Consider the following 16,279-nt stretch of genomic DNA (forward strand, 5'->3'; position numbering starts at 1 on the left):
ATCTTCCTCTACTTATCTCTTCCTATCATTCCTCATTTTTTTGGCTTCTTTCAATAGCTTTTTCTAAAGCATGCCAAGCTAAGGTTGAACATTTAATACGTTGCGGAAACTTAGCAACTCCTGCTAAAAGCTCCGCTTCTCCTAATTCTTTTTGGCGAGGATCTTCTTGACCTTGAACCATTTCTGAAAAGGTGTGAGCCAATTCCAAAGCCTGAGCCTTACTTTTTCCAATAACAGCATCAGTCATCATACTGGAAGAAGCTATTGAAATACTGCAACCATCTCCTGAAAAAGCTATATCTTTAATAATGTCACCATCAAATTCCACTGTCAAAGAAATGACATCCCCACAGGTTGGATTATTAAGGAGAACAGCCTCAACCCCATCTAAGACTCCTCTATGGTGAGGATGCTTAGAGTGGTCAGCTACAACAGCCATATATAAACTATTCAATTTAGATAGTGCCATTAAAAAACTCCTTCGTTTTGATGATTGCTTGAACTAAGCTGTCACAATCTTCTTTGGTATTATAAAGATAAAAACTTGCTCGAACCGTGGAAGAAAGCTTCAGATAGCGCATCAAAGGCTGGGCACAATGGTGGCCTGCTCTTACAGCAATCCCTTCATAATCTAGAGCCGTTGCCACATCATGCGGATGTAAGCCTTCAATATTAAAGGCTATGACTGACAAATGCTGACCTGGATCTTGTGGCCCATAGACTGTCAAGCCTTCAATTGCCTCTAACTGAGGAAGGAGATAAGAAACCAAGTTCTTTTCATGATCATGGATTTTCTCTATCCCAATCTCTTCAATGTAATCAATAGCCCTAGCTAGACCAATGGCTCCTGCAATATTTGGCGTTCCTGCTTCAAATTTCCAAGGCAGTTCCTTCCAAGATGACTCTTGTTCATAGACAAAATCAATCATTTCCCCTCCGAATTCAAAGGGTTCCATGAGATTTAATAGTTTCTCTTTTCCATACAAGACTCCTATACCAGTTGGACCAAGCATTTTATGACCAGAAAAGGCTAAAAAGTCACAGTCCAAATCCTGTACGTCTACAGACATATGAGGAACTGATTGTGCTGCGTCAACAACCATATAGGCACCCACCTCATGGGACAGTTCTGCGATTTCCTTAACGGGGTTTAAGCAGCCCAAGACATTTGAAACCTGAGCTATACTGACAAATTTCGTTTTCTTTGAGAGTTTTTGTTTCAGGTCTAACAGATCCAGTTGGCCATCTTTTAAATAGACATAGACTAGCTGGGCTCCCTTTTTACGGCAGGCTTCTTGCCAGGGGATGATATTAGAATGGTGTTCCATGACCGATATGAGAACCTGGTCTCCCTCTTCTAATTGTGTCTCTGCAAATTTAGCTACCCAATTTAAAGCAGTGGTTGTTCCTCTGGTGAATAAGATTTCCTTAGTCTGCTTGGCATTGATGAAGTTAGCAACCCTTTGTCGACTATTTTCATATTCTTTGGTGGCTCTTTCAGCCAAGGTATGGACCCCACGGTGAACATTAGCATTATCCTTTAAATAATAACTTTGGAGTTTGTCTAAAACCTGGATGGGCTTTTGCGTTGTTGCAGCATTGTCTAAATAAATGAGTGCCTCATCATTAACCACTTGATCTAATATCTTAAAATCTTTTTTGACTTGCTTTGCATCAAGCACAGGTAAGTCCTTCTTTCTTTATCTTGCTGCTAATTTCTGGTCAAGCACTGCAATGATGCTTTCACGTACTTCTTTAATAGGGATTTCGGTGATAACAGTTCCTAAGAAGCCTCTTATCACTAGACGCTCAGCTGTTTCCTTATCTAAGCCCCGACTCATTAAATAATACAAATCATCAGGATCAACCTGACCAATGGATGCAGCATGACCTGCTGTCACCTCGTTTTCATCAATTAGGAGGATAGGATTGGCATCACTTCTTGCCTTATCAGAAAGCATGAGGACACGACTTTCTTGCTGGGCATCTGCTCCCTTAGCTCCTTTAATAATGTGGCCTATGCCATTAAAGGTTAAGGTTCCACGTTCTAGAATAACCCCATGTTGGAGAATGTGCCCAATGGAATGCTTACCATAGTTGGTCACTCTGGTGTCAATCCCTTGAATTTGTCTACCACTAGAAGCTGCAACTACTTTTAGGTCTGCATGGCTACCGTCACCTATCAAATCACTGTCAAAATCTGCAATGACATTACCTTGGTTCATGACACTTAAGGACCAGTTGATGCTGGCATTATCAGCCAAACGACCGCGTCTACTAATGAAGGCCGTCACATTTTCACCCAGCTGATCAAGGGCAGAAAACTTAATATGACTGTCAGCCTCTGCTATAACTTCCACACAGAGGTTGGCACTGATTTTTTCTGTTCCTTGCCCAAAAGACTCTAGCCTTTCCAAATAGGTAAACTGACTTCCCTTACCAGCAATGATCAAAATATGTTTATTGAAAGGAACCAGACTATCACTATCTTGCAAGAAAATAGCTTCAATGGGTTCTTTAACTTCTACAAAATCTGGTACATACAAAACAGCTGCGCTATTAAAATAGGCAGTATGATAAGCTGTTAATTTATCTTGGTCATAGGCTAGTGCACTGCCAAAATACTTTTCCATAACTTCTGGAATTTCTTCCAAGGCATTATAAAAGTCTGTGAAAACAAGTCCCTGTTCAACTAGTGAGTAGGGGAGTTGCTCCAGAACTGTTTGTGTCCCAACTTGGACCAAAGTAGGATTGTCTCCAATAGCTATAAAGTCAGGAACTGACATTTGGCTTGGACTTTCTGTTATAGTCCCATCTCCCAGATTCCAACGGTGAAACTTCACCCGTTCGATCATGGGCAATTCTAGTTGCGAGATTTTCTCAAAGGCATCCTGCCTTCTGCTTTGCAACCAGTCGGGTTCTGCTTTGCTTTGTGAAAAGCGCATTATTTTTTCTTTTGTCATAATGATGTTTCCTTTTCTAACTCTTTGTCTGAAAATGTCTATTAAAAGTTATCTCTCTACCTGATTAGGACAGAGCTATTATCCATAACTTTGACATCATTATACTTCTTCTTTATATTCTATTCCTAAGTCTTCAGCAATCTGAACATAGCCTTCTTTTTCAAGACGAGCTGCTAATTCAGATCCTCCTGTTAAGACAATGCGCCCCTCCATCATGACATGGACCACATCTGGTTTAATATAGTTTAAGAGGCGTTGATAGTGGGTAATAATCATGGCACCAAATTCCTGCCCACGCATCTCATTAACCCCTTTTGAAACGACCTTGAGAGCATCAATATCAAGGCCAGAATCGATCTCATCTAAGAGTGCAAACTTTGGCTCCAACATCAATAATTGAAGAATCTCATTACGTTTTTTTTCACCGCCAGAGAAACCTTCGTTGAGGTAGCGCTCTGCCATTTCTTCTTTCATACCCAAAAGTTCCATTTTTTGATCCAGTTTTGTAATGAAATCACGAACTGAAATCTTATCCTCATCCTCTTTACCGGCATTCATTGAGGCACGAATGAACTCTGCATTGGTAATACCTGGAATTTCAGAAGGGTATTGCATAGCTAAAAACAAGCCAAGCCTTGCTCTTTCATCAACTTCCAAGTCCAATATATCTTGACCATCAAAAAGGATCTGGCCTTTTGTCACTTCATAATTAGGATTTCCCATAATGGCTGCAGATAGGGTGGATTTCCCAGTCCCATTTGGTCCCATGATAGCTGCTATTTCACCTGTTTTCAAGGTTAGATTGACACCTTTTAGAATTTCCTTATCTTCGATGGAAACATGTAAGTCTTTTATTTCAAGTACAGACATTTTATACCTCATATTCTATATTACTTTGTTTCAAAATTTCATTTTTATGCTCAATTAAATTATAACAAAAAAAGCCGTCAAAGGCTTTTCTATTGTTTAAAAGTCATCTTTTCTCTTTCCATTTTTGGATCTGGGAGTGTCGATAATCACTGTTTCCTAAAAATTTCAAAAGATTAAAAAGTGGTGTACGGTTTTCTCCCCAAATTTCCAAGCCTTCAATCAATACCTCCAGTCCAAAAAAGAGACCTAGTATGAGTAAGCTACCGCCAATGCGACTGGAAACATTTAAAAGAAGTGAAATTAAAGAAAATAAGAGGGCAATCCCATAGACTACTAAAACAGCTCCGCGATGTGTAAAGCCCATTGAAAGTAAACGATGGTGTAAATGCATCTTATCTGGTTCATAAAACTTCTTACCAGACAAACTTCTTCTGATGATAGCAACTGCTGTATCCATTATTGGTACTCCCAAGATAATAACAGGTGTAACAACCACAACAGCAGTGGCATTCTTTAACCCTTGAAGGGATAAAACTCCGATCATAAAGCCTATAAACAGGGCTCCTGCATCACCAAGATAGATGATGGCCGGATGGTAATTATAAGGGAAAAAGCCAACAATAGAAGCAATAAGAATCAAAATTGTTAGGGTCAAAAAGAAATCCTTCTGCGGCAAAAAGAAATAGGAAACGATTGCCATGGTGACCAGTGAAATAATGGACACCCCACTAACTAACCCATCAAGTCCATCAATCAGATTAATAGCATTGGTGATGGAGATGATCCATAGAATGGTTAATATATAGGTTAAAAAGGGACCAAAAAGCAAGAGTGGTCCTCCAAAAGGGATCTTAAAACTGTCAAACCTAAAATTTGTAAAGCCCCAGATAATAGTGGCCCCAAAAACAATGCCAAGCATTTTCAGTTTGGGACTTATCTCAAAAATATCATCTAAGAATCCTGTCAAAGTGACCATCATAGCCCCCAAAACAACAGGTAAAATGTATTCAAAATAAGACAAGCCTTCCATGAACACCTTGGTTGATACCATTGGAACAAAAAACAGGGTGGCTATCAAAAAAGACATAAAGATGGCAAGTCCGCCACTACTGGGCATGGGAACCTTGTTGACCCTTCTGGCATTTGGCTGATCAACTGCTCCTACCTTAAAGGATAGTAAGCGAACCAAGGGCGTCAAAAGGAGTGATATCAGCAAAGCACCTATGAGAACAAGGACATAATCAAAAGTAAAATGAAACATAGGACATTACACCAACTCAACTTTTTGCAGTTCTTCAACAGCACCATCTGCAATTAAGAGCAGAGCATGTTCTTGCAAGTAGGCTCTGGTTCTTGTACCTGGTCGCGCATGCTCAATCAACCGTGCATACATGATATTAGCAAAGTAAGAAGGCTGATTTTGAACATCCAACAAAATAGTAATATGGTAAAGATTAGCTTCTTTGTAAAGCTCAGAAGCCTCTATTGGGAAATCTATTATCTTTGAAAATTGAATGGTTTCTTCCAAGCTTGTAAAATCTAAGACATAGTGAACATAATCTAAAGGTTCTGGTTCTGGCTTAACTTCTTCAGGCTTCTCTTCTTTTTTCTCAGCAGACTGAGCCACTGACTCTTCAAGCATTTCTTCTATTTTCTCTAACTTTTCATGGGCGTTGACATCGCCTTTTTCCATCATTGTTTTTTCGATGTTTTTGAAAAAGTCCTCAGGAGTCATTTGAGAAACGTCACCCATGTCAGCAAAATCTTCTAAATGCAATTCATTATTCAAATCAGACTTTGTCACAAAGACGTCTAGACGGTCTTTTCTCGGTGTTACCCGAAAACTCAACATACCACTATCTTTAAAATTATCTGGTAAATCCAGCTCGTCCATCACTGTGTAAAAGAACTCTTCGGTCTTTTCTTGGGGGATCAAAAAGTCCTTTAACTCCATCCCTCGTTCTTCCAAATCATCCATACTAATCGTTATTTTAAGCGTTGTTTCGCTGATCTGTTTCATTTCCATAGTCTATACCTCGCACGCGTAGTATTACTATTATACTAGAAATACCATTTTTTCGCAATTTAAGAGCAGACCTAGCCCTGAAAGAGCAAAAATCAACCCCAAATGAGTTGATTCTTTCTTAAATAAATAAGGTCACCACAAAGTAGACAAGTAAGATACTTCCAAGAATGATGCGGTACTTACCAAATACAGTAAAGTCATGTCTTTTAACATAATCCACAAGGAATTTAATCACATACATACTGACCACAAAGGCTGTTAAAGAAGCTACCAGTAAGATAAGAACCTGTGAAAAGGCCAAATGATTTCCTTCTAAGAAGAATTTCACTGCCTTTAGGCCACTATAACCAAACATGGTTGGAATAGCTAAGAAAAAGGTGAAATCAGCAGCCACTGGGCGACTGGCTCCCAAAATAATAGCTCCTAAAATAGTAGCTCCAGAGCGACTAGTTCCAGGAATGATACTCAAAACTTGGAAACAGCCTATTAGAAAGGCAGTCTTATAGGACATTCTTCCTAATTCATTAACGACAGGCTGAACTCTCTTATTTCTTTTTTCAATCCAAAGAAAGGCAAAACCGTACAGTATCAGCATCAAAGCAACAACTACAAAGTTGTAAAAATGAGCTTCCATCCAATTGTCCAGCAATAAACCAAAAATAGCTGATGGGATGCAGGCAATAACAACCTTCATCCATAATTGCCAAGTCAGTTGTATCTCTCTTTTACTTTTTCCAGATTGAAAGGGATTCAAACGCTGGAAATAAATGACAAGAACGGCGATAATGGCTCCAAGCTGAATAACGATATTAAACATATCCATGAAAGCCTTGTCTTGATTTAATTTAACAAACTCTTGAACAAGGATTAAATGCCCAGTACTTGATATGGGTAACCACTCTGTAACACCCTCTATTATCCCAAAGAAAAGGGCTTTTATTATTTCAAAAAATAACATGAATTCTCCTAAAAATGTAATATAACTATTGTAACAGATTTCCTTAAATAATACATAAATGAGTTCTAAGAACTCACTAGAATCTGGCGCTTAAAAAGCGCCACCCCCTCCACCTCCGCCGCCTCCGGAGAATCCTCCTCCACCAGAAATACCGCCACCGCCGGCAGAGACTGAAAAGTGTGAGGAGTCAGAAACAGTGGACAGATTTGAAACAAAATGAGGGGTCGTACTATACATGAGGACTGCCAACTCAGCTGGACTGAATTGTCGATACTGTTCAGGCAGGGCAATCTGATGAATCTTCAAGTATTTTTCAACTTTTTTGGCCTCCCCAAATAAGGTAGCATAGACTAAGATGCGATTCCATACGACAAGACCTTCTATCTCCACTGCATTAAAGGAGTTAATGTCTTCAATCATATTTCTGAAACTTCTCCATTTATGAAGCCTAAGAGCACCATTCTCAGTTTCAATACCATTGTCATGATATTTTCTTGTCTTGTTATAAATGTAATAATTCAAGGCAAAGCCAAGCAAGGCCATAATAAGATAGAAAAAGGCAATGACACTTTCTTTTATAACAAGGAAGATCAGCAAAGTAATAACTAGAGCCATAGCAAGAAGGCCCAGTCCTGACATAAAGTTCAGACCTCTTTTTTCTGATTTACTTATCTTGCGGTAAGGATTTTCAAGTCTTAATTTTTCACAAGTCTCTTTAACAGCTTCTGAAATGAAGCGACTATAGTGATTCATCTTATTTGTAAGAGGTTGTGAGCTTTTGTGCACTGCTTTTTCAAGTTCTTTTCCTGCATACTGTTTCTTCAATTTCTCAACCATGCTAGGATCGTATTCAAACTGCTTGAAAAGTGACGAAATTGGCAATTCACTTGCATCCTCAAAGGCCATTTCCAAGAAGCTATTTTCTGCAGGCGTCAGTGACTCTTTAGTGACAACTTTTAGCAGGGTTTGCCCATCTTCTTTTGTGATTTTCAAAGCTCTGCGATCAATGAGGTCAAGAAGAGTTGCCTGAGTAAGACTTTCAAAACTGATCCCTTTAACCTTGGTCTTGATCTTTTCTGTCAAAGGAGAGAGGTCGTGGAAGCTTTTTTGGTAAATGTTTTGGGTCAATACCAGAGGTGATAAGTCTTCGGGAACTTCATAAAGATGACTATCTTTACTGCTAAGAACATTTTTATCCAAGCCTTTTTTAAGTCTTATATATAGGAACAATTGTCCTAGTAAAAGTAAGGCAAAGACCAGAGGCAAAATGACCACAAAGCTAAGCTTCATAGCCTGGCTCCTAAAGCTGATGCGCTTTTCCAAAGAAATGATGGCTGGCTTTTTAATCTCATTTGTAAAGGGAACAGAATCTTGCAGCAGGTCTTTTCGGTCCCAATAGCCATGTAGTTCAAAAATACCAGACAGGTCCTTACTTTCAACAGTATATTCCTTGGCAGCCTTTTTAGTCTGGCTAACACTTGGCTCTTCTTTTAGATAGCCTCTATGGGCCCAAAGTTGAGAATCCTTGTTATCATCTGCTACCCTGATGGTGAATCTGACCTTTTCAAGGCTTTTATCCCAGTCACTAATAGGCTTCCAATCCAACTCAGCAACATCCTTGTAGGGACTCAATAAATTCTTGAGTTGCCAGGTAACTTTGACATCAACCCTATCACCCCTACTACCAGCATTATAGATCTTCAGACGGTAACCATCTCCTAGATCTTCAATTTCTCCTTTTGCCTCAACCTTTTTCTGATTATGATAAACTTCAATAGTCGGCTTGGGATCAATAGTAAAGTTCTGGGGCATCTTACCAGCTGTGCCCAAAGAGACATATTGACCCTGATAGTCAGAATCAAAACTATAGCTTATCTTTTGTTCAAACTGGGCATTATTATCTTTGCCAATAGTTAAAAGGCCATGATAATTTGGAATGCTGTATTCCACTTTCTCAGCTTCAACCCTTATTCCCCAAAAACTCAAACAAAACAGCAAAATCGTTAGTAATTTTCTCATCCTTGACTCCTTTTTAATGACTTTATTTTACCATAGTTTACTTATTTAAAGGAAAGCTTCTCGTTTTTTCCTTGTTTTCATAATAAATTACATTTTTCAAGATAATTTTCAGGTAAATAATCAAGGGTTTAACATTGAAATAGCAAGTTATTTCCTGTAAAATAGATACTATTAAAAAATAGGATACAGGAGGCTTTTATGAAAAAGCTAGCAATAACCTGTTTTACTGCCCTTTTATTACTCTTTGGAGGAATAAGTAGCGTACAAGCAGATCAGTACTTACGAGTCGGTATGGAGGCCGCTTATGCACCCTTTAACTGGACACAAGATGACAAGTCCAACGGTGCCGTGCCAATCGAAGGCTCTAACCAATATGCTAATGGATATGATGTTCAAGTTGCAAAGAAAATTGCAGCTTCTATGAATAAAAAACTCTTAGTGGTAAAAACTTCTTGGACTGGTTTAATCCCAGCCTTAACTTCTGGTAAAATCGATATGATTGCAGCCGGAATGAGCCCAACTGCTGAACGTAAGAAAGAAATTTCCTTTTCAGAAAGCTATTATACAAGTGAACCTGTTATGGTGGTCAAAGCCGATGGCAAATATGCTAAGGCTAAAAAACTATCTGACTTCTCTGGTGCTAAAGTAACGGCTCAACAAGGTGTATGGCATGTTAAGCTGATCTCTCAAATCAAAGGTGTTAAAGAACAAACACCAATGGGAGATTTCTCTCAAATGAGACAGGCCCTTTCATCAGGTGTCATTGATAGTTACGTTTCAGAAAAGCCAGAAGCCATGACCGCTGAAAATGCCAATGCCAGCTTTAAAATGATCAGCCTGGACAAAGGTTTCCACTATTCAGAAGAAGACGCTGCTATTGCCGTTGGGATGAGAAAAGATGATCCTATGATGGCTCAGGTCAATCAAGTTCTCTCTGGAATCTCAGCAAGTAAGCGTAATGCCATTATGAAAGACATGGTCAAAGCCCAACCCCAAGCAAAAAAATCAAGTGGGACTGCTCAACCATCTTTCTTCAAACAAATGTGGGTTATTTTTCAAACTAACTGGCGACAATTCTTAAAAGGGACAGGTTTAACTTTACTTATTGCAACTGTTGGTACTATCACAGGTTTGATCATTGGTCTTTTAATTGGAATCTACCGTACTGCACCAAAAGCTAAGAACAAAATTCTTGCTTTCTTGCAAAAAATCTTTGGTATCTTCTTAAATGTCTATATTGAGATTTTCCGTGGAACTCCCATGATCGTTCAATCTATGGTTATCTACTATGGTACAGCCCAGGCCTTTGGTATCTCAATTGACCGAACCTTAGCCGCTATTGTCATTGTTTCTATCAACACCGGTGCTTACATGAGCGAAATCGTTCGTGGAGGTATTTACGCCGTGGATGAGGGACAATTTGAAGCCGCTACAGCCTTAGGTTTCAACCATGGACAGACCATGCGCAAAATCGTACTACCACAGGTAGTTCGTAATATTCTACCTGCCACTGGCAATGAGTTTGTCATCAATATTAAAGATACATCCGTATTGAACGTTATCTCAGTAGTTGAACTTTATTTCTCTGGGAATACGGTTGCTACTCAAAATTACCAATATTTCCAAACCTTTACTGTCATTGCCATCATCTACTTTATCCTAACGTTCACCGTGACTCGTATTTTACGTTACATTGAACGCCGCATGGATGATGACACCTACACAACTCAAATGCAAGTAGAGGAGAACTAACATGACTAATCCGATTATCGAAATTAAACACCTGAAAAAATCCTTTGGTAACAACGAAGTTCTAAAAGATATTTCATTGAGTGTTCATAAAGGTGAGGTTATCTCTATCATTGGTTCATCTGGTTCGGGTAAGTCAACCTTGCTGAGATCAATTAATCTCTTGGAAGAACCAAGTGACGGACAAATCCTCTTTTTTGGCAAGAATGTTCTAGCAGATGATTATAATTTGACCCACTATCGTGAAAAACTAGGTATGGTTTTTCAATCCTTCAACCTCTTTGAAAATCTCAATGTCCTAGAAAATGCCATTGTTGCCCAAACCACTGTCCTAAAACGCAGTCGTGCAGAGGCTGAAAAGAAGGCCAAGGAGAACCTCAATATTGTTGGTCTAACAGAACAATATTGGAAGGCAAAGCCTAATCAACTCTCTGGTGGACAAAAGCAAAGGGTTGCTATCGCAAGAGCCCTCTCGGTGGATCCAGAAGCTATGCTCTTTGATGAACCTACCTCTGCCCTTGACCCTGAAATGGTTGGTGAGGTATTAAAAATCATGCAAGACCTAGCTAAATCAGGTTTGACAATGATTATTGTTACCCATGAAATGGACTTCGCTCAGGAAGTTTCAGACCGTGTTATCTTTATGGATAAGGGTGTCATCGCTGAAGAAGGCACTGCCAAACAGATTTTTGAAAACCCTCAAGAACTTAGAACCAAAGAATTTTTACAACGCTTTTTAAAATAATAGAATCTAGACAGAATTCTTACCAATTACAAACAAAGTGATGATTTCTTTTGATCATCAATCTGGCTAGAAAAGTATCAAAATAAGAGAATCTCAAGTAGATTCTTTTATTTTAAGAAAAATCTTTACCAGTTAAGTTTTTTGTGTTATACTGTTTTTTGTTAACGTTAATAATCTAGCAGAGGAGGTTACTATGGCAGAAAAAACTGACCTTTCGTCAGCATATCGGAGACTTAAGAGTCCCAATATTAAAACCAAGAAACGTGCTCTAAAAATCATTCATGAGCACAAGAGATCTGGTAAAAAATAAACTAATCTCTAAAGATAAAGTCAGACAAAAAAGACCTATGACAAATCCCTCCGTCATAGGTCTTTTTATTTATTAAGGACGTACTTTCAAAGCTGATAAAACTTGGCTTCTGATATCCTCAACACCATTTGGTGTATTAGGTAAGAATAGGGTTTGATTTCCTTTTATAGCAAATGTGTTTAAAGTGTCTAAATATTGGTTTGTCAATAAGATAGACATGATCTGCTCTTCATTTAAAGAGATATTAGCTTCTTTTAGTTCTTGTATAGATTCAGCCAAGCCATCAACAATAGCCTTACGTTGTTGGGCTATCCCTACCCCGTGTAGGCGGTCTTTTTCAGCTTCTGCAGACGCGGCTGTAACGATTTTGATCTTATCCGCTTCTGCTAATTCTTGAGCAGCCACACGTTTTCTTTGGGCAGCATTGATTTCATTCATAGACTGTTTCACTTCAGCATCAGGTTCAACCTTAGTGATCAAGGTCTTAACAATAATATAACCATAGGTTGACATTTCTTCTGCCACTTGATGTTGAACTTCTAGGGCGATTTCATCTTTTTTCTCAAATAATTCGTCCAAGGTTAGTTTAGGTACAGATGAACGAAGAGCGTCTTCGATATAAGATTTAATTTGTGCCTCTGGCTTCATAAGTTTATAGTAGGCATCTGTAACATTTTGTTCATTAACACGGTATTGGGTGGCAATATTTAAGGTCACAAAAACATTGTCCTTGGTCTTTGTTTCAACGATTATTTCAGTTTGAAGTAAACGCAATTGAACACGAGCAGCGATTTTATCAATACCAAAAGGTAAGCGAATGTGAATACCACTTGTTGATGTTTTTTGATACTTCCCAAACCGTTCAATAATGGCAACTGTCTGTTGTCTAACAACATATAAGGTACTTGCAATCACTGCTAGAATTAATATAACACAAAAGATTATAAATAAAAATGAATAAAACATATAAACCTCCTATATCAGAGCGTCTTCTTCTCTTAGCGATTTTGAACTAGTAGATTATCTCTTGACTTATTGTTATGATACAATTATAATCGTTTTCTAAGATTTGTCAAATACTATAATAACTTTTTACAAAAGGAATAACCAATAGTTTTACTGGCATAAAGTGGATAAGATATGAACTTTCTGATTACTATTTAGAAGACCAAGTCCAGGTCTGATCAGCTACAAGGTTATTTGACTTTTTGTCCTAGTAACCTGTCTAAAAATACCTCTAGATCCATGACTATAGCAAAAGGGCTCTCCAAAAAGAGAGCCCTTTTTGCTTAAAGAGAAAACAATTAGCTGAGACATGCATTTACATTTACTCTTTATATTGACAATAATTAATCTAGGACTAAGAGTCCTGTTTTCAAATAGGATATAAACTTAGGAGAATAGAAGGAACTCCTTTAGTTATATGGGAGTTAGGGTGAGGGGGGATTACTTATATTTGAATTATGATGTTCTTTTTACTTTTTGAAACCTCCCAAAATACATTTACATCCGTCTTCAAAACCATTATCATAGCCCTCATTGTAGGCTCTTCTTTCTTCACCATCCTGATAGTTCTCACCATGGTAATTTCCCCCTGGTTCACCGTTTAGTATGTTCAATTCATCATCATACTTAGACTTATGAGCCTCTCCATCTTCTATTTCTTTTTTTGTATTAGTTTCATGGTTCTTTTTCTCTGTTTTCCTTTTTACTCTTTCTTCTCGTTCTGTTTTATCTTTTTTCGCTTTTTCTTCTTTTTCTCGTTCCTCTTTTTCACTTATACCAGCTCCAGAATCATCAGCTTGATAGTCATTGCCATCAGCTTGGTCTGCCTGCAGACCATCACCTAGAAGGTCTTCATCTTCTTTTTTCTCTTGCTCATTTATAAGACCATCACTCTCTCTGTCTTCTTTATTTAAGTACTCTGGTCTCGGTGGGTATTGACCAGCTCCAACTGGGTATGTAGCCTGTAGGGGATCCTTGCCTGGTGCGTATTTCCGGCCTCCTTCTGGATAAGTAGTTTGTAAAGGATCTTTCCCTGGTGGAAATTTACGAGTATTCTCTGGATAGGAGATGTCACTATTTTGTACTGAGACTTCCGCTGAAGCAGAAGTGCCTCCTGCTAACATTCCAATAGCTACAGCTCCCATATAGAGCCATTGCTTACCTGATTTCCATGTTCTAAACTGTCCTTTAGAAAGTTTCATGTTTTGTTTTTCCTCCATTCTTGATGAATTTAACCCTAAGTGGTTAAATCGCCAAGAACTACTATATATAGTTAACGGCTTTTTCTCGTATAATTAACATTTTACTTTAATATAATTAACAAGTGTGATTAGCAAAAAAGTGACAGAATTGAGGTTAAATGAAAAAAAGCTTTTATCGTTTTTCAGTTTTTTCCAAATAGGCCTGTCAGAAAATTTAAGAATGACCTTTAAATCCAAATACAAAAAATCTCCCGCTTGTAAGCAGAAGACATTATTAACACTTCAATGCAGCAAAAAAGAGCAAAAATAAATTTTTACTCTTTTTATTCAACACTCATTAAGTATGGATATACCGGCTGACCTCCCTGATGGACCTCAACTTCAACATCCTCATATTTATCTTCTAAATGGTCTACTAGCTCTTTAGCTAATTCTTTCTTACCTTCTTCACCTATAAAGATAGTAACAATTTCACTGTCTTCATCAATCATATGATCAAAAGTTGCCTTCATGGCAGATTCAAGGTTAGAATCTGAAACCAATATCTTGCCATCAACCATTCCTAGGTAATCATTTTCATGAATTTCCAGACCGTCAATACTTGTATCTCTGACTGCAAGTGTCATGCTTCCGCTTTTAACGTCTGAAAGAGCCGCTGTCATGTCAGAAACATTTTCTTCTAATGTTTTGGCTGTGTCAAAGGCTAATAAGCTGGTAAAGCCTTGCGGTACAGTTTTTGTTTCCACCACTGCTGCAGGAATATCAACAACTTCTGCTGCTGACTGAGCTGCCATAAAAATATTTTTGTTGTTAGGTAAGATGATGATGTTCTTAGCATTAACAGCTTCAATGGCCTTGACGATATCTTCTGTTGACGGGTTCATGGTTTGACCACCAGAAATAATGTAATCAACACCTTGAGCCTTAAAGATATCTGCTAAACCTTCACCTGCTACAACTGCAATCAAGCCAAATTCTTTAGCTTCTGCACTTCTTGCTGGCTGGCTTGTTCTCTCAACTTGGGCATCATGCTGGCTACGCATATTGTCAACTTTAACTTTTACAAGGGCACCATACTTCAAACCTTCTTGCATAACAAGTCCTGGATCTTCTGTATGAACGTGTACCTTAACAATTTCGTCGTCATTAACCACAAGAAGGGAGTCCCCAAGATTGCTTAAATAACCTTGAAATTCGTCATAGTTAAACTCTTTAACATAGGTAGGTCCTTGTTTTAGAGCTACCATGATCTCTGTACAATAGCCATAGGTAATATCTTCAGTAGCTACGTGACCAATAACTGCCTTATGGTGCTCTGCATTAATCATTTCAGACATATTGGCAGGTGTTGCCTTGAAGTCTTCTGATGCTACGTAATCACCGTTTAAGGCAGACAAAAAGCCTTCATAAATAAATACTAAACCTTGCCCACCAGAGTCCACTACACCAACTTCTTTAAGAACAGGTAGTAGCTCAGGTGTTTTAGCTAGGGCTTTTTTAGCGCCTTTTAAAGCAGCTTCCATAACTTCAATAGCATCATCTGTTGATTCTGCTTTTTTCATGGCTGCATTGGCCGCCCCACGTGAAACTGTTAAAATTGTTCCTTCAACTGGTTTCATTACGGCTTTATAAGCCACTTCAACTCCTGATTGGAAGGCTTGAGCTAGGTCTTTTCCATCTAATTCTGTTTTATCTTTGATACTTTGACCAAAACCACGAAAGAGCTGGGATGTGATAACACCTGAGTTTCCACGAGCACCCATTAAAAGCCCTTTAGAAAGAATCTGACCTACTTCACCTACTGTTTGAGCTGGTCTGTCGGCAACTTCTTTTGCCCCGTTATCCATTGTCATTCCCATGTTAGTTCCAGTGTCCCCATCAGGAACCGGAAAAACGTTTAAAGAATTGACGTATTCTGCTTGTTTACCAAGACGAGTCGCTGCTGCCTGGACCATTTCTTGTAATAAGCTTTTTGTAATATTTGACACTAGTTTTCTCCCACAACCTTGATATTTTGAACGTAAACATTAACCCTATCAGCAGTAATGCCAAGTTGACTTTCTAGGTTAAATTTAACACGTTCTTGGATATTTTTAGAGACTTCACTAATCTTTACACCATAACTCATCACAGTATAGACATCAACAGAAATACCCATATCTGTCGATTTGACAACAACTCCCTTAGAGTAGTTCTCTTTGCGAAGTAGTGATTGAAAATTGTCTTTTATCGTACTTTTACTAGCCATGCCAACGACACCAAAAATTTCCGTTGCTGAGCCTCCAACGACAGTTGCAATAACATCGTCAGATAGCTCAATTAGACCATCAGTTGTATTAATTTTTACAGTCATATTTACTACCTCAAAAAGTTTTATCAGTTTATTCTATCATACAATGCCTTTAATGTAAAAAAATATAGGCAAATTCTAA

Annotated in this window: 15 protein-coding genes; 3 read left to right on the forward strand and 12 right to left on the reverse strand. The window is 38.3% G+C overall.

Annotation, left to right across the window (positions count from 1 at the left end; translation table 11 throughout):
• Positions 1-25: 25 nt before the first annotated feature.
• The 8 genes from sufU to HBN42_RS09715 all read right to left on the reverse strand — a co-directional run bounded on the left by sufU (position 26) and on the right by HBN42_RS09715 (position 8,836).
• Positions 26-469: a Fe-S cluster assembly sulfur transfer protein SufU gene (sufU, locus tag HBN42_RS09680; protein ID WP_165994820.1), complete on the reverse strand. Its 444-nt coding sequence runs from the start codon at positions 467-469 to the stop codon at positions 26-28.
• The gene (locus tag HBN42_RS09685; RefSeq protein ID WP_165994821.1) at positions 456-1,682 is read right to left on the reverse strand and encodes a cysteine desulfurase; all 1,227 of its coding nucleotides are present in this window, start codon (positions 1,680-1,682) and stop codon (positions 456-458) included. The genes sufU and HBN42_RS09685 overlap by 14 nt, the downstream gene beginning before the upstream one ends.
• An 18-nt stretch (positions 1,683-1,700) precedes the next feature.
• Positions 1,701-2,963, reverse strand: coding sequence for a Fe-S cluster assembly protein SufD (gene sufD / locus HBN42_RS09690; RefSeq protein WP_165994822.1), 1,263 nt, complete (start codon positions 2,961-2,963; stop codon positions 1,701-1,703).
• 99 nt (positions 2,964-3,062) lie between these two features.
• A complete protein-coding gene (sufC, locus tag HBN42_RS09695; protein ID WP_165994823.1) occupies positions 3,063-3,833 on the reverse strand; it encodes a Fe-S cluster assembly ATPase SufC in 771 nt (256 codons plus the stop codon).
• Between the two features lie 103 nt (positions 3,834-3,936).
• Entirely contained in the window at positions 3,937-5,094 is a 1,158-nt protein-coding gene (locus HBN42_RS09700) for an MraY family glycosyltransferase (RefSeq protein WP_165994824.1), read from the reverse strand.
• 6 nt (positions 5,095-5,100) lie between these two features.
• The gene (gene mecA, locus HBN42_RS09705) at positions 5,101-5,859 is read right to left on the reverse strand and encodes an adaptor protein MecA (protein ID WP_165994825.1); all 759 of its coding nucleotides are present in this window, start codon (positions 5,857-5,859) and stop codon (positions 5,101-5,103) included.
• 118 nt (positions 5,860-5,977) lie between these two features.
• Complete coding sequence (locus HBN42_RS09710) at positions 5,978-6,817, reverse strand: undecaprenyl-diphosphate phosphatase (protein WP_165994826.1); 840 nt, start codon at positions 6,815-6,817, stop codon at positions 5,978-5,980.
• 90 nt (positions 6,818-6,907) lie between these two features.
• The gene (locus HBN42_RS09715) at positions 6,908-8,836 is read right to left on the reverse strand and encodes a DUF2207 domain-containing protein (RefSeq protein ID WP_165994827.1); all 1,929 of its coding nucleotides are present in this window, start codon (positions 8,834-8,836) and stop codon (positions 6,908-6,910) included.
• 198 nt (positions 8,837-9,034) lie between these two features.
• Here HBN42_RS09715 and HBN42_RS09720 point away from each other — a divergent pair, with 198 nt between their 5' ends.
• The 3 genes from HBN42_RS09720 to HBN42_RS09730 all read left to right on the forward strand — a co-directional run bounded on the left by HBN42_RS09720 (position 9,035) and on the right by HBN42_RS09730 (position 11,640).
• Positions 9,035-10,588, forward strand: a complete 1,554-nt coding sequence (locus HBN42_RS09720) for an ABC transporter substrate-binding protein/permease (protein ID WP_165994828.1) — start codon at positions 9,035-9,037, stop codon at positions 10,586-10,588.
• 1 nt (position 10,589) lies between these two features.
• A complete protein-coding gene (locus HBN42_RS09725) occupies positions 10,590-11,330 on the forward strand; it encodes an amino acid ABC transporter ATP-binding protein (RefSeq protein WP_165994829.1) in 741 nt (246 codons plus the stop codon).
• A 193-nt stretch (positions 11,331-11,523) separates the two neighbouring features.
• On the forward strand, positions 11,524-11,640 hold the full coding sequence (locus HBN42_RS09730; protein ID WP_165994830.1) for a putative metal homeostasis protein: 117 nt from the start codon (positions 11,524-11,526) through the stop codon (positions 11,638-11,640).
• Positions 11,641-11,712: 72 nt separating this feature from the next.
• Here HBN42_RS09730 and HBN42_RS09735 read toward each other — a convergent pair whose 3' ends face one another.
• The 4 genes from HBN42_RS09735 to HBN42_RS09750 all read right to left on the reverse strand — a co-directional run bounded on the left by HBN42_RS09735 (position 11,713) and on the right by HBN42_RS09750 (position 16,200).
• Entirely contained in the window at positions 11,713-12,606 is an 894-nt protein-coding gene (locus HBN42_RS09735) for an SPFH domain-containing protein (protein ID WP_165994831.1), read from the reverse strand.
• Positions 12,607-13,115: 509 nt separating this feature from the next.
• Positions 13,116-13,847 (reverse strand): KxYKxGKxW signal peptide domain-containing protein, encoded by a 732-nt coding sequence (locus tag HBN42_RS09740; protein ID WP_165994832.1) that lies wholly within the window; start codon positions 13,845-13,847, stop codon positions 13,116-13,118.
• Positions 13,848-14,170: 323 nt separating this feature from the next.
• Complete coding sequence (locus HBN42_RS09745) at positions 14,171-15,835, reverse strand: DAK2 domain-containing protein (RefSeq protein ID WP_165994833.1); 1,665 nt, start codon at positions 15,833-15,835, stop codon at positions 14,171-14,173.
• Positions 15,835-16,200: an Asp23/Gls24 family envelope stress response protein gene (locus HBN42_RS09750; protein WP_165994834.1), complete on the reverse strand. Its 366-nt coding sequence runs from the start codon at positions 16,198-16,200 to the stop codon at positions 15,835-15,837. The genes HBN42_RS09745 and HBN42_RS09750 overlap by 1 nt, the downstream gene beginning before the upstream one ends.
• Positions 16,201-16,279: the final 79 nt, after the last annotated feature.

The organism is Streptococcus catagoni (genome assembly GCF_011421425.1).
GTDB lineage: Bacteria > Bacillota > Bacilli > Lactobacillales > Streptococcaceae > Streptococcus > Streptococcus catagoni.

Coding starts and splice junctions, on each gene's coding strand:
- HBN42_RS09710 (WP_165994826.1), bottom strand. CDS start 6,817: ATGTTATTTTTTGAAATAATAAAAGCCCTTTTCTTTGGGATAATAGAG.
- HBN42_RS09700 (WP_165994824.1), bottom strand. CDS start 5,094: ATGTTTCATTTTACTTTTGATTATGTCCTTGTTCTCATAGGTGCTTTG.
- HBN42_RS09740 (WP_165994832.1), bottom strand. CDS start 13,847: ATGAAACTTTCTAAAGGACAGTTTAGAACATGGAAATCAGGTAAGCAA.
- sufC (WP_165994823.1), bottom strand. CDS start 3,833: ATGTCTGTACTTGAAATAAAAGACTTACATGTTTCCATCGAAGATAAG.
- HBN42_RS09720 (WP_165994828.1), top strand. CDS start 9,035: ATGAAAAAGCTAGCAATAACCTGTTTTACTGCCCTTTTATTACTCTTT.
- HBN42_RS09715 (WP_165994827.1), bottom strand. CDS start 8,836: ATGAGAAAATTACTAACGATTTTGCTGTTTTGTTTGAGTTTTTGGGGA.
- HBN42_RS09735 (WP_165994831.1), bottom strand. CDS start 12,606: ATGTTTTATTCATTTTTATTTATAATCTTTTGTGTTATATTAATTCTA.
- HBN42_RS09730 (WP_165994830.1), top strand. CDS start 11,524: ATGGCAGAAAAAACTGACCTTTCGTCAGCATATCGGAGACTTAAGAGT.
- HBN42_RS09750 (WP_165994834.1), bottom strand. CDS start 16,200: ATGACTGTAAAAATTAATACAACTGATGGTCTAATTGAGCTATCTGAC.
- sufD (WP_165994822.1), bottom strand. CDS start 2,963: ATGACAAAAGAAAAAATAATGCGCTTTTCACAAAGCAAAGCAGAACCC.
- sufU (WP_165994820.1), bottom strand. CDS start 469: ATGGCACTATCTAAATTGAATAGTTTATATATGGCTGTTGTAGCTGAC.
- mecA (WP_165994825.1), bottom strand. CDS start 5,859: ATGGAAATGAAACAGATCAGCGAAACAACGCTTAAAATAACGATTAGT.
- HBN42_RS09725 (WP_165994829.1), top strand. CDS start 10,590: ATGACTAATCCGATTATCGAAATTAAACACCTGAAAAAATCCTTTGGT.